Here is a 24721-nt window from a genome sequence, read left to right as displayed (position 1 = left end):
CTACACCGTTCGCCCGGGGTCTGAGGGAAGCGTGAGCGTCCATTCAATGAGAGTGCCCCCGATCGAACAGGGGTAAGAGGCAATGCTCGTTCTGTCTTTGCCTTCGTAAACATATCGGCCACCTCGGCTTAAAATCGTAAGTCGCCCATTTTCGCAACAGTCGATCGCATTCTGCATATCCGGCAGGCCCTTTCCTCGATAGGACTTCCCGGTCTGTGTATTGCCAAATTTTGCCGCTGCGGCAATACGAGCGCCGTCCTCGGCAAACGGATTATCCGATTTAGGGGCAATCCGCACTATCGACAAGATCCACTCCCTAATGTCCAGACTTTCGGAAAGTTTCGAGTATGTGATCGGAATTGTCGCTCCTTGATCGTATATCACAACTGTGAGCTTTCGTCGCGCTCGATCCGCTGAACCGGTTAACCACCATCTGTTGATGTGTTTAAAGCGAAACCTATGGTCATCTGGGTATGCGTGGCGGCGAACATTGATCATTGCTTCCGAAAGGGCAGTTGTGAGCGGCAACCGGATTTCTTCCGGCAAATCGTTATCTGGATCAAGAAAGTTTCCGAGCTCGACTAGCATCTTGTCAGCTGCTTCAGTCTCCTGCGCATTTGACCCGCTTAGGAAGCGCAAGGTCATGACATCTTCACTCGACGTCATGAATTGATCAGGCTTAGGGGTTATTCCAATCGTCGTGAAGAAACCCAACTGCCACAGACGCAGGATGACATCTTCGTTCCACTCATCTAGGTTGATGAGCGGCGGAGGCTCCCCAATGATCGAAACAACGCGTTCATATTCTGCCGCTAAAACGAGGGCCGCTGCGGTTGAGATCTCCTTGATCGCCCCGAAATCGAGGTAGCCTTTCACCTTCTGCAGCGAATTTCCGGTTGTCTTCGTAAGCCATTTTGGGTTCGCAATTGGCCGCAGAAGGCGACGCCGCAGGTTTTCAAGGAATTCCGTAACTTCGACCGTATTGCGCTCCAGGCACATGATCGCTGGGGGCTTGGTCGGCGCCCTGCTTGAGATGGCGAATGCAACATCCTCGCCTACCCATATGCGGATGCGTTTTGCATGCTTCCCTCGATTGCGCCGGCGCAGTTCGTTTGCCGCGCGCGAACGATGCCAATGCCGCCGTTGGAAATCGTTTCTCTTCATGTTCCGCTAATACGCACGAGATGAAAAAATCACAACTACAGTGCGACCTAAATTGTAGGCTTCGCACAGTTTTGATTGCACCTTCGACAGTTGCGCATAGATTGAGCAATGCTGCGATGTTGAGCACCGCGAAACCAGGATACCCGGCGATGAATAACCGACCTGACCACCCCCCAGAAGATCAACAGGACGAGGAGGCGGTCCGCTCCTTCCACCAGCGTCTTTTAGACGGGAATGAAGAACTGATCCCCTCAGAATACGTCGAACGGTTTGTCAACGGCGAACATCCAGTAAAGGTTTGGCGAGAATTCCGAGGGCTGTCCGCGGACGAACTTGCGGAGAAGGCAGCGATTAGCATCAGCGATCTTTCGCAGATCGAGAGCGGCGAGCGCGCCCGCAGCATCGAAACGTTCGAGAAGATCGCCGTTGCGCTCGCGATTTCGGTCGACGACCTTACTTAGCGGCGGCGCCTAAGTGCTTATTCCGGTAGATACCCGCGCTCGACGAGCCATTCCCTGATGATACGGCGGACCATTTCCGACCGCGCAGGTTGATCCGTCTGCGCTGCGGCTGCAGCATCGATAGCTTGCGTGATTTCCGGCCGAACCATGACGTTGATCTGCTCGCCCCGGCCGATCGCCGGTCGACCGCGCTTCTTTTCTTCTAGATTTATATCTCGATCATTCATGAAATAACATCTAGACTAAAAAGCAGATCGAGGCGAGACGGCAATCTCGCCTCGATCCTAACCGCAAACAATCTTACGAGGAGATTGATATGGCTGACCATGCCTATATCGCAACTGGCTCGCAGAGCAAGGACGCAACCGTATTCCCGTCCATAATCGAGGCCGTCCCCCAGGACATCAATCAATTTGCAGGCCTCTTCGACGCCCTGTCCGCCTGCGCTGAATTTTGCTTAGGCGTAATGGCGCAGCCGCGCTTTGAGACCAACGGCCAGGTGAATGCGGCCGGAACTTATCTCGACATTTTGAGCGATGCCCTGAAGCGCGAACGATCGCTACTTATCGAGAAGCTGCTCGATTTCAAACCTGCCACGGCCGGCGAGGCCGATCTGCAATATCGCCTGTTGGTGCGCTTTGAGGCCGAAGAAGCTGAACTTGGGTTCGAGCAGCTGATTGATATACTGCGGCGTGGACAGGCGGCTGTCGCAAGCGCGCGCTGAAGCGATGATGCGCCGGCCGAGGCCCGCTGCCGTCGGCCGGTGCGATGGATTAAATCAAAATTGCGCACAAGCGAAAATTGTGCACGGATTAGTGCCAATCCGAAATCACGTCAGATTTCCGAAAGGCCCGCACATGACGTTCTCGTCAGACCCCGCCCTTGATCCGACATTCGCTGCCTTCGTTCGTGCTCTCGCCCGCGACGCGGCAAGATGCGACCATTTCGGTCTGTCAAATCCGCAGGAAGACGGGGAAGCCGATGAACGTCACAGCCAAGGCAAAAGTCGCAGCCGTGTACGCGCGGTTCTCGTCAGAGCTTCAATTGGATCGATCGATTGAAGATCAGATTTCGCTATGCCGATCGTTTGCCGATCGGCAGGGGTATGAGATCGGGGAAATATTTTCAGACCGCGCCCGCTCGGGGGCATCACTGTTCGGCCGGGACGGTCTTCTGCTGCTGCTCGAACGGGCGAAGTCGCGGACATTCGACGTCGTTGTGGTCGAGGCGCTCGATCGTTTGTCACGCGATCAGGAGGATCTGGCCGCGATCTTCAAGCGTCTGCAGTTCATCGGCATCGATATCATCGCCGTTCATGACGGCAAGGCCGACGCGGTTCAGATCGGGATCAGGGGCCTTGTCGGCTCGCTCTACCTAACCGACCTCGCGAACAAGGTCCGGCGCGGTCTTTCCGGCCGCGTCAAGGAAGGTCTTTCGGCCGGCGGCAAGGCTTACGGTTACAAGCCTGTCCTCGGCAAGCCGGGCGAACTGTCGATCGATCCGGACGAAGCCGCGATCGTTAAACGCATCTTTGCCGAATTCGCCGCCGGGAATAACCCGCGCGCGATCGCCTACGGGCTGAACCGGGAAGAGGTTCCGCCGCCGCGCGGGGCCGTATGGAACGCATCGACGATCTATGGATCACCGACCCGGCTGAACGGCATCCTGCGCAACCCGATCTATTCCGGGCGCATGGTTTGGAACCGCCTGCGCATGGTTCGAGATCCTGACACCGGCAAGCGCATAAGCCGTATGAACCCGGAAAGCGAATGGCATGTCGTCGACGTCCCCAATCTTCGGATAGTCGACCCCGAGACTGCCGAAGAGGTAAACGCCCGGCTTCGCGGGATGAAGCCGCGGGGCGGCTCCCAATCTCGAAACAAGCGAATTCTGTCCGGCCTATTGCGCTGCGGCGAATGCGGCAGCGGCATGACGATAGACGGGAAGACCAACGGCCATCAGCGCCTCAGATGCTCGCGATCGCGCGAAAGCGGAACGTGCGGCCATAAGCGGCGCTATCAGCTGAGTGCCATCGAGACTGCCGTCGTTCGCGGCCTGGCTGAGCGACTGGATAACCCGGCCACCGTCGCCCTGTATGTCGAAACCTATCTCGAAGAACGCCGCCGCCTGACGCCAGAGAATGCAACCGGCCGGAACCGCATCAAGCGCGAACTTGCGAAGCGCAAGCGCGAGCTCGAACGCCTTCTGGACGCTTACCTGCAAGAACTGGTTTCGATCGAGCAATTTGCAACCCGCCGCCCCCCGCTTGACGCAGCTGTAGCAGATCTGACGCGGCTCCTTTCTGTGGAGGTCGCCGGGGCAGCGGATTTTCGGGCTGCCGCCGCTGTCGCGCACGAAACCGCTGTCCGCCACCTGGCGGATCGTCTGACCGTGGCTGATCCACGAGGCGAATGTATGGGCGAGTTCCGGCGACTTATCGACGCCGTGGTGATATTTCCATCAGCCCCCTTTAAGCCAGTTCAGGTTGGCTTAGTGGGGATACTTGCGGCAATCCTGGGTCTTTGAATACGCCTTGGGCTGGAGCCCCTGCATCAGTCTGTGGAAAACTTTTAGGCGTCCCATCGCCAGCGCCGCATGTTGCAAATCATGTTGCATGGATTTGCCGCTAATGATGGAAAGCGTCCGGAAACCAAAGGAAACTAGACGCAACATCACGCGACATGAAACATAGACGGCGCCGCGATAATGGCGCCATAAGCCCCTGAAATATATGGTGAAATTTTTGGAGGCCTCGCCCGGAATTGAACCGGGGTACAAGGATTTGCAGTCCTCTGCGTCACCACTCCGCCACGAGGCCTCACCCGCTCGTTGTCCGAGCCGTGGCGAGCGTTTAGAATGATCGTAAGGAAATCGCAAGAGGGCATTTCGGAAAAACGGCGTTTCGATGCTCCCGAAAAGGTCATTTTCCTATCCTGGAACGATCCGTCGCAGACCAAGGTTTCTAACCGGTGACGATGCTCCATTTCCTGCCAAGGATGGTATTTGAAACAAATCCCAAGCTTGACTTCGATCACCGTCCGGACATCTTATTTCATCGGGAGGGCATGGAATCTGTGTAGGAGCCGCGATGGATTGGGCCGCCCTCAAATCGAAGCACATGCGTGCGGCATATGATGCGGAAACTCGGGATCTGCTGGTAAAATTCTCCGGCTCCCGACCGGTAAAACACGCGGATATCCCTCCCCACGTCTACCAGAACCTGCGGGAAACGAGTGACCCGCACTTTTACTACAACTACTATATCGCTCCCTGCCGCGTCTCACCGCACCACAGGCAACGCGGCTCCGTGGCGTCTTACGGGCTGAAGCTCGCCCTCCTCATCGCCGCCTGCAGCCTGCTGATGGCAACCAGCCTCGACCCGGGCAATAGCGGAATTTTCGAGGCGAGCGAATTGCGGTCGAACTAGATACGGCTGGCAGACCACCCCATGCCAGCATCAGCCGACAGTTATTGCCGCGGGACGATCCGGCGCGTGATCGCCGCCGAGATTGTCGCTTCTGTTCTGAGAGCGGTAGCGGCGGTTGTCCCTGTCGCGGTCACTTCCGCCGTCACGCTCGTTGCGGCCGTTGAAATTGCGGTAGTTGCGAGGCCCGTTATAGCTGCCGCCCTGACCGTGATCGACGACGCAACCTTCGGGACGGCGGCAGATGCCGCGAGCGTCGAAACCGCGGCTGTCAACCTGAGCTTGGGCGGGAGCGCCTGAGAGAATCGTCGCCGCCGACAGGGCGAGAACAAAAAATGCTTTCATTTCTTCACCTAGGCCATCTCGGCGCGATCTTGCTTGCGCATCCCTACATCGTGAATGCAGAAAGCCATCCACTGTTCCCCAAGCAATCATCAGCCCGCCGGCTTCCGCCGTCGGTGCCACCAGACCGCCAGCCGCCGCCGAAGCCGGCGAGCGAGCGGCAAATCATGCGAGAGCACGAGGAAGCCGAGCGGCAGCATCCAGAAGCCGAGGATGGGAAGGAACCCCAGCACTCCACAGAAAATTAGCGCAATGCCGATCGCCATCCGCGCCAGGCGCGAGCGCGGCATGCCGATGCTGAAAGAGCCGAGCATGAGCCTGCCGCTTGTGTGGTCGATACCGAAGCGCCGTGCCCGCACCTTGGGCTCCTCGCCGCCCCGCGTCTGTCCATAATCATTCCCATTTGTCATTCACCACAGATGGGCACAGGCAACCCAAATACAAGTTCATTTCATTTTTTTGAAAAAACCGCTTGGCAAATCGGGCAAGCATTTGTATTAGCCCACTCACACCGCGCCAAGCAGTGATCCCTGGTAGCTCAGCGGTAGAGCATTCGACTGTTAATCGACAGGTCGCCGGTTCGAATCCGGCCCGGGGAGCCATTTTTCAAGCGCCTGTTTTCGTTGAGAAATCCGACAGCAGGCACTTAATTCTCCACTTTCTCTCCGCGCTTTTGAAACCGGCATTTGCCGATTTCCCGCCTTCGAAGCCGCCTGGATGGAGACGATGTTCGCCTACGGAAAGGCGACCTTCACAGCTTTGCGCCATGAAAAGACCGTCGGCATTCGCGCCGACGGCCCAAGTGGCCGGCCACTGCCGCCTAAAAATCGAAATACACGGTCACACCTGACCGACGACGATAGCGGTAATCGTCGCGATAGCCGTAGTAGTCGCGATGACCGTAATACCGCGGACGGTAGCACGAGCCGTAATACCGGCAGTCGCGGTGAGCATAGCGGCGTTTCTTCCAGTGGCCATAGGCATGTCCATTACCGTGGCGACGGTGTTTGACCTGCTCGACGTCGTTGTGCATGGCTACCGCTTTCGGCACGGCGATCGGCGCAGCGTTTAGCGGCAGGGCGAAACTTGCAGCCAAGACTGTGGCTGCGACTGCGAGAAAAAGCTTTTTCATCGGCGCATCCTTTCAGGGCTGCGAGTCTGAGTTAATGGGCATTAACCTAAGATGAACGGCTTTCCCCTACGGGCGTTCCACAAAGACACCGGCTGGCGTGCCTCAGGGTTGGCGCAGCCGCCCGCCCTGCTTCTCATATATCTCGATGGAGGCGTCAGGTGGCGCTGCGGCAGCACGCTATCTTCCAATAGATAAGCCGCCGGCCGGAGCCGACAGCTTTATATAGTTGAGGTCAATTGTTACCAGCTCTGGCGGCCGTACCAGTCGTCGATATCTTTGCTGGCGCGGTCTTTTTCGTAGCCATAGCGCTCCTGGATCTTGCCTTCGAGCTGGTCGCGCTTGCCGCTGATGACATCAAGGTCGTCATCAGTGAGCTTGCCCCACTGCTCCTTGACCTTGCCTTTCATCTGCTTCCAGTTTCCTTCAACACGGTTCCAATCCATGGGTATATCCTCCTATCGTTGGAATGGAGGAACGGTGATGAGGGCTAAGTGTTCCGAGTCGTGACGATGCGGACTCTTCGCCTGTAGTACCGAACTGCGCTGGCCGATCGGGGAGCCGTTTCCCTGCCGGGAAAGCGGACCGCGCGTCAGATACAGGCAACGATGCTGCTCATGCTGGACCCACGGCAAGCCACAGCGACGTCAGGCTTAGTAGCTGCACGCACGGCCCTCACGGGGGCGGAAACCATCGGCACAGGCCGGGTTCATGGAATCTCCCGGCACATAGCCCGATGCCGAGCCATAGGAATTCGGAGGCGTCGAGCAGGCGGAGGTGATGGCGGCAAAAGTGATGGCGCCGGCTGCTGCAAATGCCCGTAATCTGTTCATCAATGCTTCTCCAGTTTTACGCTGTGGCGGAGAGATGGAAGCCTCCTTTGGAAGGCCAGGAGAAATCCTACCTGAACCCATCTCTTTCCAGAGCAGCTTGCAGCTGAAGATATATGCATTCTCTTGGCGCACGTCAGCTGCGAGTGCGGAAGATTCTCAGTCTTCGCAATCGGCGGGTAGCTCTCCAGCACTGGGAGCAAGTCCCCAAAAGCGGAACAGCCGCTTCCAGGGGTAAAAGAGTCTACGAGGCAAGGCCGCCGCTATTGGCAGGCATTTGCGGCATCCGGTTGTGCCGACGTATTGCCGGACGTCGGTGCCGGGTTACCGGTGCCGCCAGCCTGCTGGCGCTGGCAATCGTTTGGATCACCGCCCGAACCGTTCGCGCCGGTCGCTCCGGCGCCGGTGGTGGTGTTGGGGGCAGTGCCGCCGGTGTCGGTGTTGCCGGAACCGGTGGTGCCGCTGCCGGCGCCTGAGGCCCCGCTGCTGCTGCCGCTGCCGGATCCCGAGCCGCTGCCGCCGCTCGACTGCGCCATCGCGGATGTGGCCAGGCCAATCGAGATCGCGGTTACTGCCATCATTCTCAGAAACATTGTCGTTCTCCTCGGTGCTGTTTGCCGTAGGCAGCGAACAAGGGCGTTTCAAAATTGTTTCAGTTCGAAAGCGTACGGGAACATCGGTTTCGGCCGATCGTTGGTAGCAAAGGAGATCGCGCGGGCGGAGCCTCCTGTCTCCGCCCCCCACCATCCAAACCCTGCGCGATCTCCATTCTTTCCAACATTCATCAACCGGATTCAGGAAGGACAGCATATCGATCGTCTCTATCTCTTGACTCGGATATTGAACGGAACATAATAGGAACATCGGCGTGGCGGCCGCCAATCTGAAAACTTGTGTTTGGAGAAACTCTGAAAGGAGATCGATGCCGTGCGCCCTGAAACAATCGAAAAACTGGCGGACGAAACGCTGAAAGGAGAAGTCGATGCAGTCGTCGCCTTTCATGACGGGAACGTCCGCGCCGCCATCACGACATTGCTGCTGGATTGCCGCCACCTCAGGCTTCAGCTTGCCCTGACGGAAGGAGCGATGAGCCGCGGCATGACGCGGGGATGGACACCGACCTTCGAACGAAGATGAAACATCGCCGCAGCATCGAGCTTCAGCCCCCTGCCGGCTATGCTATCGAAACCGAAAGGCAGACGCTGGCCACCTTGCCGCAATGGTTCGTCATTCATGGCCGTTGCCGGGTATGCCGTCATCAAACGCCGATCGGACGGCGGGACGTTATCAGGCGCTGCGGCGACACGCTGCCTCTCGCCACGCTGGCCAAGCGCCTCACATGCCGAGCATGCGGCAACCGGTCCGGCAATCTGCTCCTGCTCGAGAAGCTGCCGCGCGATTGAAGGAGCGAGACGTCGTCGTTTCCGGCGCCGATAGCGGCCGTCGGGAACAAACGCCGGGGTTAAAAGTTAAATGGCCTCAACCACGTAACGTCAGCTTTGACAGGAGGTCTCTCATGGGTCGCGGTATTCTACTTTGGCTGCTCGGCGTTCCACTGCCGATCATCATCCTTCTGGCTCTGTTCATGCGATAGGATCAGATCATGTCGGTTTCAATGACAGGTTCCAGAGAGGCGATCGCTCCGGTTTCCGGAGAGGTCGTCGCTCCGGTCGAATCCTCCAAATCCGCCATGACATGGGGCCCCATCTTCGCAGGTGCGGCCGCTGCCATCGCAGTGACGCTCATCCTTTTGCTGCTGGGTTCGGGCGTCGGATTGACCATGGTATCTCCCTGGTCGGGAGAAAGCGCTTCACTCGGCACGCTCGGCGTGACGGCGGCGATCTGGCTCGTCGTCGTGCAATGGCTTTCTTCGGCGCTCGGCGGCTATATCACCGGCCGGCTGCGCACGAAGTGGGCCGCCGTCCACACCGACGAGGTCTTCTTCCGCGATACCGCCCATGGTTTCATAAGCTGGGCGCTGGCAACGGTCTTCGTCGCCGGGTTTCTTACGTCATCGCTGACATCGCTTGCCGGCGCAGGCGCACAAGCCGTGAGTTCGGCAGCACAAGCCGTCGGCTCGACCGCAACCGTCGCCGGCACGGCGGCAGCATCGTCGGCAGACTCGCCGCTGGATTTGTCCACAGCCTATTTCACCGACGCATTGCTGCGTCCCGACCAGGCACGCGCCCAGGCAACATCCAATGATGCTGCCGCAACCTCGGAGATATCCCGCATCCTGCTGAACGGGGCCGCCCAGGGACAAATGCCGGATGACGACAAGGCCTATCTCGCCACCATCGTCTCATCGCGGACCGGTCTCGCCGAGGCTGATGCAAGGGCGCGTGTCGACGCGGTGCTGAAGCGCATCGAAGACGCCAAGGTCGCCACGCAGAAAGCTGCCGACGAGGCACGCAAGGCAGCCTCCACCACGGCCTTGCTCGGCTCGTTGTCGCTGCTGATCGGTGCCTTCATCGCCTCTGCCGCCGCAGCCCTCGGCGGATCGCAGCGCGATGAAGAGGAAGACCTGATCATTGCCTCGCGGCGCTAGAATGAAATAGGGGCGCGGACCGGGAGCCCGCGCCCTTTCATGCGGCAAAAGCAGCCGGCTCTTTTGCTTTATCGTTTTTGAGATTTCGAGACAGCCCGCTTCTCGTGGCTGAGCACGAGTTCGGTCTGCACATCTTCCTGAAACTGCATCACCCGCTGGCCGACTTCGCTCTCCGGCACCCCGGCCGCCAAAAGCTGATCGGCAAACCGGCGGCATTCGGCCTTCCAGAATTCCAGCGCATCGGCGCCATGCCGCCGGCCAAGTTCACGGGCACAGCGCTCGATATTGGCCGTTCCGGTCGCGGCGGGAAAAGCGATAATCCTGCCTTCATGGGAGGTGGGGCTGCGGGTCATGTCAGTAGCCATCGAACACAGGTTCCTCTGATTCCCTTCGATGTCTACGGGAGTATGGTTAAGGCTTTCTATTCGTTTCGCCTTCTATCCTCTTCGGACGACGCAAATGCCACCAATCGGCGACGCCTTTAAACTTGACGCGGGCATGTCGATGCGCCGACAGTCCGCACCACGATCGACAATTGAGGCAGCAAAAACCACGATGACGACAACCGCTCCCCGCGATTTCCTGAAAAGCCTGTTCGACGCCGCCGTCGGCGCCGCCGATCCGCTGACCGGCATCAAGGCGCATCTGCCTGCCAAGCCGAAGGGAAGGACCGTAGTGATCGGTGCGGGCAAGGGTGCCGCGCAGATGGCGCGGGCGCTGGAGAGCGTCTGGGACGGAAAGCTCGAAGGGCTGGTCGTCACCCGTTACGGCTATGGCTGCGAGACGCGCGCCATCGAAATCATCGAGGCCGCCCATCCCGTGCCGGATGCCGCGGGACTTGTCGCGGCAAGGCGGCTGACGGAAACCGTAAGCGGCCTTGCCGAAGACGATCTGGTGATCGCACTGATCTGCGGCGGCGGTTCGGCGCTGCTGCCCTCCCCGCCGGAAGGCCTCACCCTCGAAGACGAGATCGCGCTGAACGAAATGCTGCTCGCCTCCGGCGCACCGATTTCCGCAATGAATGTCGTGCGCAAGCATCTCTCCACCATCAAGGGCGGGAGACTTGCGGCGGCGACCAAGGCAAGGGTCGTCAGCCTGATCGTTTCGGATATTCCCGGCGACAATCCTGCCCATGTCGCCTCCGGGCCGACGGTGCCGGATGGTTCGACCAGGCATCAGGCGCTGGAGATCGTCCGGCAATATGGATTGCAGCTGCCGCAGGCAGCGCTCGACCATCTGAACTCACCTAGGGCCGATGCGCCGCGGCCGGACGATCCGGTCTTTTTGCGGCACGAGCACCACATCATCGCCTCGGCGGGCGTGTCGCTGGAAGCGGCGGCGGCCATGGCGAAGGCGCAGGGCGTCACGCCGGTCATCCTCTCGGATGCGATCGAAGGAGAATCGCGCGACGTGGCGCAGGTGCATGCCGCGATCGCCCGCGAAGTGCTCGGCCGCGACCGGCCGTTTTCCAAGCCGGCCGTCATGCTTTCCGGCGGCGAGACGACGGTGACGCTGAGGGCCAAGGGCGGCAAGGGCGGGCGCAACGGCGAATTTGCGCTTGCCGCAGCATTGGCGATCGACGGGCACGAGGGCATTCATCTTCTCGCGGCGGATACGGACGGAATCGACGGATCGGAGGACAATGCCGGCGCCTATGCCGATGGCGGCACGATAAAGCGCCTGCGCGCCGCCGGCCTCGATCCCCGCCGCCTCCTCGACGGCAATGACAGCTATTCCGCTTTCAAGGCCATAGGCGATCTCTTCGAGACCGGGCCGACCGGCACCAACGTCAATGATTTCAGGGCGATCCTGATTCGTTAGCTGTGAATCTTTCCCTGCCCGCGCAGCCAACCTACCGATTCCTGTACGGCCTGCAGGGATGTATATCTCGGGGCAAAGCCGAGCAGACGTTTAGCTTTGGCGATCGAGCAATTCGGGCTGCGGGCGATATGCTCCCATGTCGCCTCCGCATCCTCGGCCGTGTGGCTTTCGGCCCAGCTGTCGAAGGGCGCGAAGGTGAGCTTTGGCTCGTGGCCGAACCAGCGCGACATGGCTTCCGCATAGCCGCGAAGCGTCAGGGCCTGCTCCGAAACGGCATGGAAACATTCGCCGGTCGAGGCATTCCAGTTGGCGATCGCATCCATGAACATCGCCGCCACGTCATCAGCATGGACGTGATGAACGGTCTCCAGGCCGAAATTGGGCAGAGCCAGGGTCTCGCCACGGGCAAGCGTGGAAAAGACCTGCAGGTTGAAATTGCCGGCTGGATTGAGCGGCGCCCACCCAACGCCGACGATATGGCCGGGATGAATGATGGTTGCGGGAAATCGTTCGAGTCTCGCCCGCTGCAGCAGATAGGCTTCGATCGCCGTCTTCTGCACGCCATAGTCACCGAAGGGAGACTTTGGCGTCTCCTCCCGCGTCGGCACGGCCACGGGGTAGCCATGCGTCCAGATCGTGCCGGTATGCAGAAAATGCCCGACATGGCCCGATAGCGCCGTCACCAGCTGTTTTGCGCTTTCCAGCGTGAAGCAGATCATGTCGATGACGATATCGGCTTTCAGTGCGCGCACGGCCGGAGCGAACTCGCCAGTCCGCTCCATTCCCGCCCGATCCATCTGCCGCTGATCGACGGAAGCCCAGGCGCGATGGGCCGTATAAGGCTTTGCCGCGCCGCGGCTGATGGTGATGACGTCGTGACCTGCCTGCACCAGACGGGGAACGAGATAGGTTCCGACATGGCCCGTCGCTCCGATTACCAAAACCCGCATCGTCGTTCCTCCCTTGGCGTGATCCGCGTCGAATATGTGGCGTGGCTCCGCGATCCTGCAAGGAGACATTTCGTCATCGGCAGCGCGCCGCTATCGATTCCTGAAAACGAGGCATGTGCCGCCATGCCTGCGGATCTGATTGCAGATGTCGTTGGCCTCCATGCGCGTCTGCCGGGCGATACGGGCGGCATAACGCGCGCGAAAGCCGAAGCTGCGATCGCGCTGGCGCAGGATCAGCGGCTGTTCCGCATTCAATGGCGCGGGCAGATCCTCTACGGCGTCGAGGAAAAGGCGCCGGGCCACCGCGACATCCGCATGCGCCGCAAGCTGGACGCCCCAGGGAGCCCAATCGCCTTCCGGACGCCAGGGCGCATCCTTCAATGTTCGCCTTTCGGCGAGCGCCACGCAGCTGTCGAGGAACGACTTGTCCTTGTCGAGCGGGGCCGCCGCCTCCTCCGGCGGGTTATCCTTCCAATCGTCGACCGTATGCGCGGTGATCGCCACGACGTAGCTGCGCGTTTCGTAAGGCAATCTGCCTGACGTTAGGTAGGAGGCAAGGCCGTTTTCACCGGCATTATAGGCGGCGGCGGCAAGCCCGAGATTGCCGAACCGATTGCGCAATTCATCGAGATACTGCGCCGATTTGCGCAAGGCTTCGAGCACCTGATAGCTGTCTTCGAGCCCACGAAGCTTCGCCGTTCCGGGCATGAACTGTGCAATTCCCTGCGCCCCCTTGATGCTGAGCGCATCGGGGCGAAAGGTGCTCTCCCGCCAGATGAGACGGGCGAAATAATCCGGCGGCAATTGATTGGCCTCAGCGAAATGCTCGATCGCAACGCAGAGATCGCGGTTGAAACTCTCCTTGCGGATGCACAGCGCTTCGCCGGATCCCGACGCCGACGGCCCGGAATAAAGGCACGCCGACGGCCCAGCGCTGCCTTCCGGCTGAGCCGTTCCCGCGTCCACGGAGGAAAACAGAAGGCAGAGCGAAAGCATGACCTTCGCCGATCTCCTCCCAAAGCCGGACTGACGCTTTCGCCCTATCATCGGATCTCAGTAGGTTCGAACTTCCATCGCGACGCCGAACCCTAGATAGCATCGATGAAGACGCGAAGCTTCCCCCTTTCAGCAAGAGCGCACGAAAAAGCCGCCGGGCCAGGGGCCGCGGCGGCTTAAAGTTTTGAACCGGCAAATCAGGCCGTCGGCTGCTTCGTCTTCCTGAGATAGGGCAGAACCGTATCGAAGGAGCCGAACCGGGTGATGGCGTCTTCGTTGGAAACCGCGGCGGTGATGATGACGTCTTCGCCCTGATTCCAGTTTGCCGGCGTCGCCACCTGATGCTTGGCCGTCAGCTGGATGGAATCGATGGCGCGAAGGATCTCGTTGAAATTGCGGCCCGTCGTCATCGGATAGGTGAGGATCAGCTTGATCTTCTTGTCAGGGCCGATGATGAAAACCGAACGCACCGTCGCATTGTCGGCGGGCGTGCGGCCTTCCGAGCTGTCGCCGGCGCCGGCTGGCAGCATGTCGTAAAGCTTGGCAACCTTGAGGTCCTTGTCGCCGATCAGCGGATATTCGACGTCGAAGCCGGTCGCGGTCTTGATGTCGCCCTTCCACTTGGCATGGCTTTCGACCGGATCGACGGAGATGCCGATGATCTTGGCGCCGCGCTTGGAAAATTCTCCCGCAAGCCCAGCCATGGCGCCGAGTTCCGTCGTGCAGACGGGCGTAAAATTTTTCGGGTGCGAGAACAGGACGGCCCAGCCGTTGCCGATCCATTCATGGAAGCTGATCGGTCCCTGCGTGGTATCGGCGGTAAAGTCGGGAGCGATGTCGTTGATACGTAAGCTCATGGTCGGCCCTCCAAGCCTTTGTTGGGTTTCATTATCTCAAATGGCGGTCATGGAACGGCCTGCCGCAGAAGTCTTAGAATTGCGATTGCGATAGTATCGGCTGCGAGCAGAAAACTCTCCCATCCCAAGGTTTTCGCTGCATTTCTTTAGAATATATAGCACGAGAACCGAAGGCATGCTCTTTCGATTTACCGGCTGCTTCGGCATTATTTTTCCCGGCCGTCCGGCGCGATCAGAAGACCGCGGTTTTTGATCGGCTTGCCAAAACGAGCTAGAGTAGCCAAGAGGCAAGGCGCTCGAAAGCAAGGCAGTATGATTAAATTTTGTGCGAATTTATTTTTGCACACTTTTCGGGCGTATAGCTTGCCAAAATTGCTGCAGCGCGTCATAAATAGGGCATGACGCACCGCGATCTAACAATTCTTGTGATCGACGAAAATGCCATCCGCGCCTCCATCATCGAGGAAGGGCTGCGCGAGGCAGGGCACGCGCGCGTCACCGTGGTGCACGAGGTCAACGGCATCGCGCGCATCATCGAGACGCTCACGCCCGATGTGATCATCATCGACATCGAAAATCCCAACCGAGACATGATGGAGCACCTGTTCCAGCTAACACGCACCGTCTCCCGCCCGATCGCCATGTTCGTCGACCGCTCCGATACGGCCTCGATCGAAGCGGCTGTCGATGCAGGCGTCTCGGCCTATATCGTCGACGGGCTGAAGAAGGAACGCGTCAAACCGATCCTCGACATGGCCGTCAGCCGCTTCAACGCCTTCAGCCGGCTGCAGCGGGAGTTGGCCGACGCCCGCTCGGCGCTGGAAGAACGCAAGCTGATCGAGCGCGCCAAGGGCATATTGATGAAGATGCGCGGCCTGTCCGAGGAAGAGGCTTTCGCTCTGTTGCGCCAGACTGCAATGAACGAAAAGAAGAAGATGTCGGAAATCGCCCAGAGCGTTGTCACCGCCGCGGGACTTTTGATGTGATGGCCGGCCTCATAAATTTCCGGAGGAAACCGGAGTGGATATGATGACGAAGACCGCCAGTTCCAGCGGCGGGCTGCCCTCGCCCGCGCATGTCAACAACGAGGGAGCAAAGGTGCTGCGGGCGGGTTTCATTCCGCTCGTCGACGCATCGGTGCTGATCGCGGCGGCGGAATTCGGCTTCGCGCGGAAGGAAGGCCTGACGCTCGACCTGGTCAAGGACGTTTCCTGGGCGAACGTCCGCGATCGGCTGGCGTTTCGCCAGTTCGATATCGCCCATATGCTCTCGCCGATGCCCGTCGCCTCCATGCTCGGCCTCGGCTCCAACCCGTCGCCGACGATCACGCCCTTTTCCCTCGGGCGCGGCGGCAATGCGATCACGCTGTCGATGCGGCTCTTCGAGAGGATGCGAGACGGCGCCGGATTGCCGGAAACGGCAAGCGCGCTCGACAGTGCCCATGCGCTTGCCAAGGTGCTGGCAGAGATGAAGGCGCGTGGTGAGCCGCCGCCGACCTTCGGCGTCACCTATCCCTTCTCCTCGCATAATTACGAATTCCGCTACTGGCTGGCCGCCGGCGGCATCGATCCCGACAAGGACGTCAAGCTCGTCGTCGTGCCGCCGCCGCTGACCTCGGACGCGCTGGCGGCCGGCGCGATCGAGGGCTTCTGCGTCGGCGCGCCGTGGAACATGATCGCCTCGGAGCGCGGCATCGGCCGCATCGTCGCCGCCAAGCAGGACATCTGGCCGTCAGCCCCGGAAAAAGTCATCGGCATGCGGCCGGACTGGGCGGAAAGCCGTCCGGAAACCGTTTCCCGGCTGATCGTCGCGCTCGATGCGGCAGCCCGCTGGTGCGATCGGCGGGAGAATCATGACGCGCTGGCGGCCGCTCTCGCCGATCCCCGCTATATCGCCGCTCCCGTCGACATCATCCGCCGCGTGCTCGCCGGCGAATTCAGCCTCGACGCCAGCGGCAACCGGCGCGTCATCGCCGATTATTTCCAATTCCATTCCGGTTTCGCCAACTATCCCCGGCCAAGCCAAGCACTATGGATCTACAGCCAGATGATCCGCTGGGGCCAAGCCGAGGCCAGCCTCAGCACGGCGCGGGCCGCCGCGTCGGCCTATCGTCCGGATCTCTACCGCGCAGCCCTCGGCGACAACCATGCGCCTGAGGACGCCGACATCCGCATCGAGGGCAGCGATAAAGGCGACCGCTTCATGGACGGCCACGTCTTCGATCCGACACGGCTGCCGGATTATGTCGCAGGTTTTGCCGTCAGAAGCGCCCTGCCCTTCGCGTCCGGCAGCGACGAGATCTGAGCCGTGCCTGCCTGCACAAAACGCCAGCAAGCCCCATCGCAACGCACAAAAGATTTGCACGACTACATGCAGCCTCAAAAACATGCAAATCCTGATTTCCGAAAAACCCTTTTGGATTCAATTGGATGCCACATGTACCGCAAACTGGCATGAGGTTTGCTTCGTTATAAATGCCCCGGTCAACGGCGATCGATGCAGGAAGGGCCCGCGATAGGCCCCCAAAGAGAGTTACAGAGTTTGGTTCTTCGAAGTGAAGAGCCGGTTCGCAGATAGGCCGGAAGGCCATGATTCGGCGTCCAACGGCGGGCGCCACCAGCAAAGCCGCTGATCAGGATATTTCGCGCACCTCGTACAGCGCGTCCTGACCAGCGGCTTTTTTGTTTTAACCCATAGCGATGGATCGGCACGACCTTGTCGGGCCACGGAGAAGTCATGTCTGTCATCGAGAAAGCGCAGCCCATGTCCGCCGGCGAACCAGCCAAAGCACTGTGGATCTCCACCTTGGCTTTTACCCTCTGTTTTGCCGTCTGGACGATCTTCGCGATCATCGGCATCCGCATCAAGCAAGACCTCGGCTTGAACGAAGCCGAATTCGGATTGCTGGTCGGCACGCCGGTTCTCACCGGTTCGCTGGTTCGCATCGTCCTTGGCATCTGGACAGAGCGTTACGGCGGCCGTCTCATCTACACGCTGACGATGCTCGCCGCCGCGGTGGCGACCTTCCTGCTTTCCTACGCCCAAACCTATCCACAGATGCTGATCGCCGGCCTCGGTGTCGGCCTTGCCGGCGGCTCCTTTGCAGTCGGCGTCGCCTATGTCTCGCCTTTCTTCTCGGCGGAAAAGCAGGGAACGGCGCTCGGCATTTTCGGCGCCGGCAATGTCGGTGCGGCCGTGACCAAATTCGCGGCGCCCTTCGTGCTGATCGCATGGGGATGGCAGGCGGTTGCACAGATCTGGGCCGCCGGTCTGGTGCTGATGGCAATCGTCTTCTGGTTCACCACCACGGATGATCCGGCTTTCCGTCTTCGCCGCGAACGCGGCGTCGCCTCCAAGAGCTTCGCCCAGGAATTCGCACCACTGCAGAACGTCCAGGTCTGGCGCTTCTCGCTCTACTATTTCTTCGCCTTCGGCGGCTTCGTCGCCCTGTCCTTGTGGCTGCCGCGCTATCTCGTCGGCGTCTACGGCTTCAACTTGGAAACCGCCGGCATGATCGCTGCCGCCTACTCGATCCCCGGCAGCATCTTCCGCGCCTTCGGCGGCGTGCTGTCGGACAAGAAGGGTGCGCGCAGCGTGATGTATGCGATGTTTGCCGTCTCGGCAGTGGCCACCCTCATCCTGTCGTTGCCGGCCACGACAATCACGCCTGTGCTCTTCATCGCCGTCATCTTCGTGCTCGGCTTCTTCATGAGCCTCGGCAAGGCCGCCGTCTACAAGCACATCCCGGCCTACTATCCCGAAAGCGTCGGCGCTGTCGGCGGCATCGTCGGGATGATGGGCGGTCTCGGCGGCTTCATCCTTCCGATCGCCTTCGGCCTGCTCAAGGACATGACCGGCCTCTGGTCCAGTTGCTTCCTGCTGCTCTTTGCGATCGTCGCAATCTCGCTCGTCTGGATGCACCTGTCCGTCAAGCAACTGTCGCGTCGGGCTCACTCGGCGCCCGTGGCTGCAACCTAATTTCTAAGGACCTGGAAGTATGACCGAAAAACTCGTCATCATCGGCAATGGCATGGCGCCTGGGCGCATGCTGGAGCACCTCTTGGAGCAGTCGCCCGGACGCTACGAAGTCACGATCTTCAATGCCGAGCCACGCGTCAATTACGACCGCATCATGCTGTCGCCGGTTCTCTCGGGAGAGAAGGACTACGAGCAGATCATCATTCACGGTGACGGCTGGTACATCAAGCACGGCATCATGCTCTACAAGGGCCACAAGATCGTCAACATCGATCGCGCCGCCAAGACCGTCACCTCCGACCACGGCGTCACCGAGAGCTACGACAAGCTGGTGATCGCCACCGGCTCCGTGCCCTTCATCATCCCGGTTCCCGGCAAGGATCTGCCCGGCGTCATCACCTATCGCGATCTCGACGACGTGCAGGCTATGCTGCTTGCCGCCCAGTCGCGCGAAAAGGCGGTCGTCATCGGCGGCGGCCTGCTCGGCCTCGAAGCCGCGGCCGGTCTCGCCCAGCGCGGCATGGACGTCACCGTTCTGCACGTCATGCCGACGCTGATGGAACGCCAGCTCGATCCCGCGGCCGGCTATCTCCTGCAGAAGGCCGTCGAGGAACGCGGCATCAAGGTCATCTGCAAGGCCAATACCAAGGCGATCATCGGCAACGGCAGGGTCGAGGGCATCGAACTCGACGACGGCCGCATCATTCCGGCAACGCTCGTCGTCATGGCGGTCGGCATTCGTCCCAGCGTCGGCCTCGCGAAAGAGGCCGGCCTCGCGGTCAATCGCGGCATCGTCGTCGATGCCGGCATGCAGACCTCGGACGGCGATATCTTTGCGCTCGGCGAATGCGCCGAGGTGGGCGGCATGGTCTACGGCCTCGTCGCGCCGCTTTATGAAATGGCCCGCATTGCCGCCGCGCATCTCTCCGGCGACCGTTCGCCTGCCTTCGTGCATGCGGACACGCCGACCAAGCTCAAGGTCACCGGCATCGAACTCTATTCGCTCGGCGATTTCGCCGACGGCGACGACCGCGAGGAGATCGTGCTGCGCGATGCTTCAGCCGGCGTCTACAAGCGCCTGGTGCTGAAGGACAACAAGATCATCGGCACCGTGCTTTACGGCGAGACCGCCGACGGCGCCTGGTTCAACGACCTGAAGAAGAAAGCGACCGATATTTCGGAGATGCGCGAGACGCTCATTTTCGGACAGGCCTATCAGGGAGGGTCGCCGCTGGACCCTATGGCGGCCGTTGCAGCCTTGCCGGATGACGCGGAGATCTGTGGCTGCAACGGCGTCTGCAAGGGCAAGATCACTTCGACCATCACCAGCAAGGGATTGACATCGCTCGACGACGTGCGCGCCCATACCAAGGCATCCGCCTCGTGCGGTTCCTGCACCGGCCTCGTCGAACAGCTGATGGCGCTGACGCTCGGCGACGGCTACAATCCGGCCGCCGTCCAGCCGATGTGCACCTGCACCGAACTCGGCCATGACGACGTCCGCCGGCTGATCAAGGCGAAAGGTCTGAAGAGCATTCCTGCCGTCATGCAGGAATTGGAATGGAAGACTTCCTGCGGCTGCGCCAAGTGTCGGCCGGCGCTCAATTATTACCTCGTCTGCGATTGGCCGGACGAATATGCCGACGACTACCAGTCGCGTTTCATCAACGAGCGCGTGCACGCCAACATCCAGAAGGACGGTACCTATTCGGTGGTGCCGCGCATGTGGGGCGGCGTCACCAATTCGAACGAGCTGCGCGCCATCGCCGACGTCGTCGACAAATTCGAAATCCCGATGGTCAAGGTGACGGGCGGCCAGCGTATCGACCTGCTCGGCATCGAGAAGGAAGATCTGCCCGCCGTCTGGGCCGATCTCGGCAAGGCCGGCTTCGTCTCCGGCCAGGCCTATGCCAAGGGCCTGCGGACGGTCAAAACCTGCGTCGGCTCCGACTGGTGCCGCTTCGGCACCCAGGACTCCACCGGCCTCGGTATCCGCATCGAGAAATTCATGTGGGGCTCGTGGACGCCGGCCAAGCTGAAAATGGCCGTGTCCGGCTGCCCGCGCAATTGCGCGGAAGCAACCTGCAAGGATATCGGCGTGATCTGCGTCGATTCCGGTTTCGAGATCCATTTCGCGGGCGCTGCCGGTCTCGACATCAAGGGCACGGAGGTGCTCGGCCTCGTGAAGACCGAGGACGAGGCGCTGGAGCACATCGTGGCGCTGACGCAGATGTACCGCGAGCAGGCCCGCTATCTCGAGCGCATCTACAAATGGGCCAAGCGCGTCGGCCTGGATGAAATCCGCCGCCAGATCATGGACGATGCCGAAAAGCGCAAGGCCTATTACGAGCGCTTCGTCTTCAGCCAGAAATTCGCCCAGGTCGATCCCTGGTCGGAGCGCGTCTCCGGCAAGGACAAGCATGAATTCAAGCCGATGGCGACGATCGGCTATCCGCAGGCTGCCGAGTAAGGAGATGGACATGAATTGGGTTGCAATCGGTGACATCTCCGATATCCCGCTGCGTGGCGCGCGTTGCGTGAAGACGCCGCAGGGCAAGATCGCCGTCTTCCGCACGGCCGAAAACGAGGTCTTCGCCATTGAGGATCACTGCCCGCACAAGGGCGGTCCGCTCTCCCAGGGCATCGTGCATGCCAAGGCAGTCACCTGCCCGCTGCACAACTGGGTGATCTCGCTGGAAACCGGCATGGCGCTCGGCGCCGACGAGGGCGCGGTGCGGACCATACCGGTCCGCAATGAGGACGGCGCTCTCTTCATCGCACTCGAAAGCCTGATGATGGCGGCGGAATAGATGACGGCCGAGGTCAAGACCACCTGTCCCTATTGCGGCGTCGGCTGCGGCGTGATCGCTACGGTCGACGAGGCCGGCGCCGTTAGCGTCAAGGGCGATCCCGAGCATCCGTCGAATTTCGGCCGGCTTTGCTCGAAGGGCTCGGCACTCGCCGAAACCATCGATCTCGACGGCCGGCTTCTCTATCCCGAGATCGCGGGCGAGCGGAGCGGTTGGGACGAGGCGCTTGACCTCGTTGCGAAGCGTTTCTCCGAAACGATCGCCGAACACGGGCCTGACGCGGTTGCCTTCTACGTTTCCGGCCAGTTGCTGACCGAAGACTATTACATCGCCAACAAGCTGATGAAGGGCTTCATCGGCTCGGCCAATATCGACACCAATTCGAGGCTCTGCATGTCCTCGTCGGTCGCGGGGCATCGCCGCGCTTTCGGCGCCGATACGGTGCCCGGGACCTATGAGGATATCGAACTCGCCGATCTTGTGGTGCTGACCGGTTCCAACCTTGCCTGGTGCCATCCCGTCATCTACCAACGGCTTGCCGCGGCAAAAGCGGCGCGGCCGAGCATGCGGATCGTCGTCATCGATCCGCGCCGGACGATGACATGCGATATCGCCGACCTGCATCTGGCAATCCGCCCGGACGGCGACGTCGCACTGTTCATGGGTCTGCTTGCCCATCTCGCGACAAGCCCTGCGATCGACCAGAACTATATCGCCGCCCATACCGAAGGTTTCGCCGAAGCTTTTGCCGCGGCCGCAGCACTCGATATCAACGATCTCCTGGAGCGGACCGGCCTGCCGGCGATGCAGATCCGAGAGTTCTTCCGGCTGTTCGAAACGACGCAAAAGGTCGTGACCTGCTACAGCCAGGGCGTCAACCAGTCGTCCTCCGGCACCGACAAGGTCAATGCCATCCTCAACTGTCATCTGGCAACCGGCCGCATCGGCCGCTCGGGCATGGGGCCGTTCTCGCTGACCGGCCAGCCGAATGCCATGGGCGGGCGCGAGGTCGGCGGTCTCGCCAACATGCTTGCCGCCCACATGGCGATCGAGAATGCCGATGACCGGGACCGCGTGCAGCGTTTCTGGAAATCGCCTGTTATCGCCGCCAAGCCCGGCCTGAAGGCGGTCGACATGTTCCGCGCAGTGGCAGACGGCCGCATCAAGGCGCTCTGGATCATGGCCACCAATCCTGTTGTCTCGATGCCGGATGCCGACAGCGTCGAAAGCGCGATCGCCGCCTGTCCGTTCGTCGTCGTCTCCGACATCCTGAAAGAGACGGATACGAGCCGGCACGCGCATGTGCTTCTGCCCTCGCTCGGCTGGGGCGAGAAAAACGGCACCGTCACCAATTCCGAACGGCGCATTTCAAGGCAGCGCCCCTTCCTCGACACACCAGGCGAGGCGAAGGCCGACTGGTGGCAGCTTGCGGAAGTCGCCCGCCGCATGGGCTTTGACGCCGCCTTCGACTTCGATGCGCCGGTCGAGATCTTCGCGGAACATGCCGCCCTTTCCGCCTTCGAAAATAACGGCAGCCGCGATTTCGATATCGGCGCCCGCGCCGATATCGCCGGCGGCGCCTATGATGCGCTGTCACCTTTCCAGTGGCCGCAGGCGGCAGGAGCAGAACCCGGCGTCACCCGTTTCTTCGCCGAAGGCGGGTTCTACCATGCCGACCGCAAGGCGCGCTTCGTCGCGGTGGCGCCGCCCGCAACGGATCGCACCAGTGCCGATTTCCCTTTCACGATGAACACAGGACGCATTCGCGACCAGTGGCATACGATGACGCGGACGGGAAAGAGCGCGCGGCTGTCGGCTCATATCGCCGAGCCTTTCGCAGAAATCCATCCGCGCGATGCGATGGAGACCGGCATATCGAGCGCCGGTCTGGTGGAGATCGAGAGCCCCCATGGCAAGGCCATCGTCCGCGCCCTGGTGACCGATCGCCAGGCGCGCGGCGGCATCTTCGCGCCGATGCACTGGAACGACCAGTTCGCAGCAAAAGCAAGGATCGACGCGCTTGTCGCGCCGATCACCGACCCCTTTTCCGGTCAGCCGGCGTCGAAGAACGTCGCCGTCGCCGTTCGCCCCTTCCGCGCCAGCCACTACGGTTTCGCCGTCTCGGCCGTAAAACCCGCCACGCCTGACGCAGGCTATTGGGCCGTGGCGAAGGCTGTCGGCGGCTGGAGGCTGGAACTTGCTTTCAGTGAACCCGTCGACGACTGGGTGGCTTGGTGCCGCGCGGTTTTCGCCATCCCCGATGACATCGAACCGCTCGGTTATGCCGACCGGCAATCGGGCGACCTCAGGCTTGCTTTCTTCGACGGCGAGACCCTGCTTGCCGCGCTTTTCCTTGCACGTGAACCGGTCGCCGTGGCGCGCAACTGGGCGATCTCGCAGCTCACCGCCTCGCATGGCGATCTCAGGAAGCGGTTTGCGCTCGTCGCAGGCCGCCCCGGGGCCGGCAGGCCGGATCCGGGTGCGACCGTCTGCTCGTGCTTCAGCGTCGGGGTCAATCAGATCGCGGCTGCCGTGCGGGGTGGATGCCATAGCGTCGAGGCGGTCGGCAAGGAAACCAGCGCCGGAACCAATTGCGGCTCCTGCCGCAGCGAAATCGGCAGGATCATCGACCGCTGTCTTGCCGCAGCTGCGGAGTGATGCGACGCTCGGCTCAGGCCGCGTTCGGGACGATCAGCATTCCACGGTCGCCTGAGATGCGGATCGAGATCTCGTCATAGGATGCGAAGGTCGGATGCGGCGTCTCCATCTTCTGGTGATGGGTTGCCGTGACGACCATGACGTCGGCGCCGGCCGCCTCGCCGGCGAGGATGCCGGCTGCGACATCCTCGAACACCAGGCAATCACGCGGGCTGACGCCGAGGCGTTCGGCGCCGAGAATATAACATTGCGGATCGGGTTTTCCGACCTTGACGTCCTCCGCCGTCACCATGAATTTCGGCCGCGGCAAGCCTGCCGCCTCCAGCCGGCGGTGCGCCAGGCGCAGGGGTGAGGAGGTCACGATCGCCCAGCGGTCCGGCGGCAGCGAACTCAGGAATGCCGCGGCACCGGGAATCGGAACGACATCGCTGACATCGGCGATCTCAGCCTCGGTCACCAGTTTCGCTTCATGTTCGGGATCGACGCCGGGCAGGTTCAGCCGGGTAATCGTATCGATGCCGCGCGACCCGTGCATCTTCGGCAGGAATTCAGCGACATCCAGGCCATGACGCCTTGCCCAGTCGCTCCACGCGCGTTCGGCCGCATGGATCGAGTTGAGGATGGTGCCGTCCATATCGAACAGGAAGGCGGCATAAGGCTTTTCGAAGCCGCGGGGCATCGGCAGGGACAAAGGCGGATCCTTTTGGGAGGAGCATCGGATGGGTGTCGCTATCGCCCGATCAAACGGCAAAT

At 60.9% G+C, this 24721-nt stretch carries 27 protein-coding genes and 2 tRNA genes; 15 read left to right on the top strand and 14 right to left on the bottom strand.

The genetic code is table 11. The features are described from left to right. Positions 1 to 1164 carry an ATP-binding protein gene (locus ATY77_RS09955; RefSeq protein ID WP_141103920.1) on the bottom strand — a complete coding sequence of 388 codons (1164 nt, stop codon included), beginning with the start codon at positions 1162 to 1164 and terminating at the stop codon, positions 1 to 3. A 149-nt stretch (positions 1165 to 1313) separates the two neighbouring features. Between ATY77_RS09955 and ATY77_RS09950 the strand changes: the two genes are divergently transcribed. Further along, complete coding sequence (locus tag ATY77_RS09950) at positions 1314 to 1625, top strand: helix-turn-helix transcriptional regulator (RefSeq protein WP_088687187.1); 312 nt, start codon at positions 1314 to 1316, stop codon at positions 1623 to 1625. Positions 1626 to 1642: 17 nt separating this feature from the next. On the opposite strand, the gene ATY77_RS32435 is transcribed toward ATY77_RS09950, so the two are convergent. Continuing rightward, positions 1643 to 1852 carry a hypothetical protein gene (locus ATY77_RS32435; protein WP_141103919.1) on the bottom strand — a complete coding sequence of 70 codons (210 nt, stop codon included), beginning with the start codon at positions 1850 to 1852 and terminating at the stop codon, positions 1643 to 1645. An 89-nt stretch (positions 1853 to 1941) separates the two neighbouring features. Here ATY77_RS32435 and ATY77_RS09945 point away from each other — a divergent pair, with 89 nt between their 5' ends. Beyond that, the gene (locus tag ATY77_RS09945; RefSeq protein WP_088687186.1) at positions 1942 to 2349 is read left to right on the top strand and encodes a hypothetical protein; all 408 of its coding nucleotides are present in this window, start codon (positions 1942 to 1944) and stop codon (positions 2347 to 2349) included. 257 nt (positions 2350 to 2606) lie between these two features. Continuing rightward, positions 2607 to 4151 (top strand): recombinase family protein, encoded by a 1545-nt coding sequence (locus tag ATY77_RS09940; RefSeq protein ID WP_088687185.1) that lies wholly within the window; start codon positions 2607 to 2609, stop codon positions 4149 to 4151. A 218-nt stretch (positions 4152 to 4369) separates the two neighbouring features. Here the strand turns inward: ATY77_RS09940 and ATY77_RS09935 are convergent. Continuing rightward, a tRNA-Cys gene (locus tag ATY77_RS09935) sits at positions 4370 to 4443 on the bottom strand. Positions 4444 to 4713: 270 nt separating this feature from the next. On the opposite strand from ATY77_RS09935, the gene ATY77_RS09930 reads away from it, so the two are divergent. Continuing rightward, positions 4714 to 5052: a KTSC domain-containing protein gene (locus ATY77_RS09930; protein WP_088687184.1), complete on the top strand. Its 339-nt coding sequence runs from the start codon at positions 4714 to 4716 to the stop codon at positions 5050 to 5052. Between the two features lie 30 nt (positions 5053 to 5082). On the opposite strand, the gene ATY77_RS09925 is transcribed toward ATY77_RS09930, so the two are convergent. After that, a complete protein-coding gene (locus ATY77_RS09925) occupies positions 5083 to 5394 on the bottom strand; it encodes a hypothetical protein (RefSeq protein WP_088687183.1) in 312 nt (103 codons plus the stop codon). Positions 5395 to 5483: 89 nt separating this feature from the next. Next, positions 5484 to 5801, bottom strand: coding sequence for a hypothetical protein (locus tag ATY77_RS09920; RefSeq protein ID WP_088687182.1), 318 nt, complete (start codon positions 5799 to 5801; stop codon positions 5484 to 5486). Between the two features lie 117 nt (positions 5802 to 5918). Between ATY77_RS09920 and ATY77_RS09915 the strand changes: the two genes are divergently transcribed. After that, a tRNA-Asn gene (locus ATY77_RS09915) sits at positions 5919 to 5993 on the top strand. A 218-nt stretch (positions 5994 to 6211) separates the two neighbouring features. Here the strand turns inward: ATY77_RS09915 and ATY77_RS09910 are convergent. The 4 genes from ATY77_RS09910 to ATY77_RS09895 form a co-directional block, all read right to left on the bottom strand. Then, a complete protein-coding gene (locus tag ATY77_RS09910) occupies positions 6212 to 6523 on the bottom strand; it encodes a hypothetical protein (RefSeq protein ID WP_088687181.1) in 312 nt (103 codons plus the stop codon). A gap of 239 nt (positions 6524 to 6762) precedes the next feature. Then, entirely contained in the window at positions 6763 to 6966 is a 204-nt protein-coding gene (locus ATY77_RS09905; RefSeq protein ID WP_088675273.1) for a CsbD family protein, read from the bottom strand. A 207-nt stretch (positions 6967 to 7173) separates the two neighbouring features. Further along, positions 7174 to 7353 carry a hypothetical protein gene (locus ATY77_RS09900; protein ID WP_088687180.1) on the bottom strand — a complete coding sequence of 60 codons (180 nt, stop codon included), beginning with the start codon at positions 7351 to 7353 and terminating at the stop codon, positions 7174 to 7176. 260 nt (positions 7354 to 7613) lie between these two features. Further along, complete coding sequence (locus ATY77_RS09895) at positions 7614 to 7943, bottom strand: oxidoreductase (protein ID WP_088675271.1); 330 nt, start codon at positions 7941 to 7943, stop codon at positions 7614 to 7616. A 349-nt stretch (positions 7944 to 8292) separates the two neighbouring features. Here ATY77_RS09895 and ATY77_RS09890 point away from each other — a divergent pair, with 349 nt between their 5' ends. The 3 genes from ATY77_RS09890 to ATY77_RS09880 all read left to right on the top strand — a co-directional run bounded on the left by ATY77_RS09890 (position 8293) and on the right by ATY77_RS09880 (position 9898). Next, positions 8293 to 8487, top strand: a complete 195-nt coding sequence (locus tag ATY77_RS09890; RefSeq protein ID WP_088687299.1) for a hypothetical protein — start codon at positions 8293 to 8295, stop codon at positions 8485 to 8487. Continuing rightward, the gene (locus tag ATY77_RS09885; RefSeq protein WP_348627668.1) at positions 8460 to 8753 is read left to right on the top strand and encodes a hypothetical protein; all 294 of its coding nucleotides are present in this window, start codon (positions 8460 to 8462) and stop codon (positions 8751 to 8753) included. The genes ATY77_RS09890 and ATY77_RS09885 overlap by 28 nt, the downstream gene beginning before the upstream one ends. A gap of 200 nt (positions 8754 to 8953) precedes the next feature. Continuing rightward, a complete protein-coding gene (locus ATY77_RS09880) occupies positions 8954 to 9898 on the top strand; it encodes a hypothetical protein (RefSeq protein WP_088687178.1) in 945 nt (314 codons plus the stop codon). Positions 9899 to 9966: 68 nt separating this feature from the next. Here ATY77_RS09880 and ATY77_RS09875 read toward each other — a convergent pair whose 3' ends face one another. After that, positions 9967 to 10263: a DUF6074 family protein gene (locus ATY77_RS09875; protein WP_088687177.1), complete on the bottom strand. Its 297-nt coding sequence runs from the start codon at positions 10261 to 10263 to the stop codon at positions 9967 to 9969. A 190-nt stretch (positions 10264 to 10453) separates the two neighbouring features. Here ATY77_RS09875 and ATY77_RS09870 point away from each other — a divergent pair, with 190 nt between their 5' ends. Continuing rightward, a complete protein-coding gene (locus ATY77_RS09870; protein ID WP_088687176.1) occupies positions 10454 to 11719 on the top strand; it encodes a glycerate kinase in 1266 nt (421 codons plus the stop codon). On the opposite strand, the gene ATY77_RS09865 is transcribed toward ATY77_RS09870, so the two are convergent. From ATY77_RS09865 to ATY77_RS09855, 3 genes are all read right to left on the bottom strand, one after another. Then, positions 11716 to 12669 carry an NAD(P)-dependent oxidoreductase gene (locus tag ATY77_RS09865; protein ID WP_088687175.1) on the bottom strand — a complete coding sequence of 318 codons (954 nt, stop codon included), beginning with the start codon at positions 12667 to 12669 and terminating at the stop codon, positions 11716 to 11718. The genes ATY77_RS09870 and ATY77_RS09865 overlap by 4 nt on opposite strands. A gap of 90 nt (positions 12670 to 12759) precedes the next feature. Further along, the gene (locus ATY77_RS09860; protein ID WP_088687174.1) at positions 12760 to 13716 is read right to left on the bottom strand and encodes a lytic transglycosylase domain-containing protein; all 957 of its coding nucleotides are present in this window, start codon (positions 13714 to 13716) and stop codon (positions 12760 to 12762) included. Between the two features lie 146 nt (positions 13717 to 13862). Beyond that, complete coding sequence (locus ATY77_RS09855; protein WP_088675265.1) at positions 13863 to 14522, bottom strand: peroxiredoxin; 660 nt, start codon at positions 14520 to 14522, stop codon at positions 13863 to 13865. 398 nt (positions 14523 to 14920) lie between these two features. Between ATY77_RS09855 and ATY77_RS09850 the strand changes: the two genes are divergently transcribed. From ATY77_RS09850 to ATY77_RS09825, 6 genes are all read left to right on the top strand, one after another. Then, on the top strand, positions 14921 to 15508 hold the full coding sequence (locus ATY77_RS09850) for an ANTAR domain-containing response regulator (protein ID WP_088675264.1): 588 nt from the start codon (positions 14921 to 14923) through the stop codon (positions 15506 to 15508). Positions 15509 to 15542: 34 nt separating this feature from the next. Continuing rightward, positions 15543 to 16826 carry a CmpA/NrtA family ABC transporter substrate-binding protein gene (locus ATY77_RS09845; protein WP_190237614.1) on the top strand — a complete coding sequence of 428 codons (1284 nt, stop codon included), beginning with the start codon at positions 15543 to 15545 and terminating at the stop codon, positions 16824 to 16826. 432 nt (positions 16827 to 17258) lie between these two features. After that, the gene (locus ATY77_RS09840; RefSeq protein WP_088687173.1) at positions 17259 to 18500 is read left to right on the top strand and encodes a nitrate/nitrite transporter; all 1242 of its coding nucleotides are present in this window, start codon (positions 17259 to 17261) and stop codon (positions 18498 to 18500) included. A 19-nt stretch (positions 18501 to 18519) separates the two neighbouring features. Beyond that, positions 18520 to 20970 carry a nitrite reductase large subunit NirB gene (gene nirB / locus ATY77_RS09835; RefSeq protein ID WP_088687172.1) on the top strand — a complete coding sequence of 817 codons (2451 nt, stop codon included), beginning with the start codon at positions 18520 to 18522 and terminating at the stop codon, positions 20968 to 20970. 4 nt (positions 20971 to 20974) lie between these two features. Beyond that, positions 20975 to 21310: a nitrite reductase small subunit NirD gene (gene nirD, locus ATY77_RS09830; RefSeq protein WP_088687171.1), complete on the top strand. Its 336-nt coding sequence runs from the start codon at positions 20975 to 20977 to the stop codon at positions 21308 to 21310. Beyond that, a complete protein-coding gene (locus ATY77_RS09825) occupies positions 21311 to 23968 on the top strand; it encodes a nitrate reductase (RefSeq protein WP_088687170.1) in 2658 nt (885 codons plus the stop codon). It abuts the gene before it with no gap. A gap of 13 nt (positions 23969 to 23981) precedes the next feature. Here the strand turns inward: ATY77_RS09825 and ATY77_RS09820 are convergent, their stop codons facing one another. Further along, positions 23982 to 24659 carry an HAD family hydrolase gene (locus ATY77_RS09820; RefSeq protein WP_088687169.1) on the bottom strand — a complete coding sequence of 226 codons (678 nt, stop codon included), beginning with the start codon at positions 24657 to 24659 and terminating at the stop codon, positions 23982 to 23984. Positions 24660 to 24721: the final 62 nt, after the last annotated feature.

Origin of the sequence: Rhizobium sp. R634 (assembly GCF_002211305.1) — a bacterium.
In the GTDB taxonomy this organism is placed as follows: Bacteria; Pseudomonadota; Alphaproteobacteria; order Rhizobiales; family Rhizobiaceae; genus Rhizobium.
The sequence above is the reverse complement of the archived record's forward strand: the minus strand, read 5'-3'. Positions and strand labels throughout refer to the sequence as shown.

Coding starts and splice junctions, on each gene's coding strand:
- ATY77_RS09955 (WP_141103920.1), bottom strand. CDS start 1,164: ATGAAGAGAAACGATTTCCAACGGCGGCATTGGCATCGTTCGCGCGCG.
- ATY77_RS09950 (WP_088687187.1), top strand. CDS start 1,314: ATGAATAACCGACCTGACCACCCCCCAGAAGATCAACAGGACGAGGAG.
- ATY77_RS32435 (WP_141103919.1), bottom strand. CDS start 1,852: ATGAATGATCGAGATATAAATCTAGAAGAAAAGAAGCGCGGTCGACCG.
- ATY77_RS09945 (WP_088687186.1), top strand. CDS start 1,942: ATGGCTGACCATGCCTATATCGCAACTGGCTCGCAGAGCAAGGACGCA.
- ATY77_RS09940 (WP_088687185.1), top strand. CDS start 2,607: ATGAACGTCACAGCCAAGGCAAAAGTCGCAGCCGTGTACGCGCGGTTC.
- ATY77_RS09930 (WP_088687184.1), top strand. CDS start 4,714: ATGGATTGGGCCGCCCTCAAATCGAAGCACATGCGTGCGGCATATGAT.
- ATY77_RS09925 (WP_088687183.1), bottom strand. CDS start 5,394: ATGAAAGCATTTTTTGTTCTCGCCCTGTCGGCGGCGACGATTCTCTCA.
- ATY77_RS09920 (WP_088687182.1), bottom strand. CDS start 5,801: ATGACAAATGGGAATGATTATGGACAGACGCGGGGCGGCGAGGAGCCC.
- ATY77_RS09910 (WP_088687181.1), bottom strand. CDS start 6,523: ATGAAAAAGCTTTTTCTCGCAGTCGCAGCCACAGTCTTGGCTGCAAGT.
- ATY77_RS09905 (WP_088675273.1), bottom strand. CDS start 6,966: ATGGATTGGAACCGTGTTGAAGGAAACTGGAAGCAGATGAAAGGCAAG.
- ATY77_RS09900 (WP_088687180.1), bottom strand. CDS start 7,353: ATGAACAGATTACGGGCATTTGCAGCAGCCGGCGCCATCACTTTTGCC.
- ATY77_RS09895 (WP_088675271.1), bottom strand. CDS start 7,943: ATGTTTCTGAGAATGATGGCAGTAACCGCGATCTCGATTGGCCTGGCC.
- ATY77_RS09885 (WP_348627668.1), top strand. CDS start 8,460: ATGGACACCGACCTTCGAACGAAGATGAAACATCGCCGCAGCATCGAG.
- ATY77_RS09880 (WP_088687178.1), top strand. CDS start 8,954: ATGTCGGTTTCAATGACAGGTTCCAGAGAGGCGATCGCTCCGGTTTCC.
- ATY77_RS09875 (WP_088687177.1), bottom strand. CDS start 10,263: ATGGCTACTGACATGACCCGCAGCCCCACCTCCCATGAAGGCAGGATT.
- ATY77_RS09870 (WP_088687176.1), top strand. CDS start 10,454: ATGACGACAACCGCTCCCCGCGATTTCCTGAAAAGCCTGTTCGACGCC.
- ATY77_RS09865 (WP_088687175.1), bottom strand. CDS start 12,669: ATGCGGGTTTTGGTAATCGGAGCGACGGGCCATGTCGGAACCTATCTC.
- ATY77_RS09860 (WP_088687174.1), bottom strand. CDS start 13,716: ATGATAGGGCGAAAGCGTCAGTCCGGCTTTGGGAGGAGATCGGCGAAG.
- ATY77_RS09855 (WP_088675265.1), bottom strand. CDS start 14,522: ATGAGCTTACGTATCAACGACATCGCTCCCGACTTTACCGCCGATACC.
- ATY77_RS09850 (WP_088675264.1), top strand. CDS start 14,921: ATGACGCACCGCGATCTAACAATTCTTGTGATCGACGAAAATGCCATC.
- ATY77_RS09840 (WP_088687173.1), top strand. CDS start 17,259: ATGTCTGTCATCGAGAAAGCGCAGCCCATGTCCGCCGGCGAACCAGCC.
- nirB (WP_088687172.1), top strand. CDS start 18,520: ATGACCGAAAAACTCGTCATCATCGGCAATGGCATGGCGCCTGGGCGC.
- nirD (WP_088687171.1), top strand. CDS start 20,975: ATGGACATGAATTGGGTTGCAATCGGTGACATCTCCGATATCCCGCTG.
- ATY77_RS09825 (WP_088687170.1), top strand. CDS start 21,311: ATGACGGCCGAGGTCAAGACCACCTGTCCCTATTGCGGCGTCGGCTGC.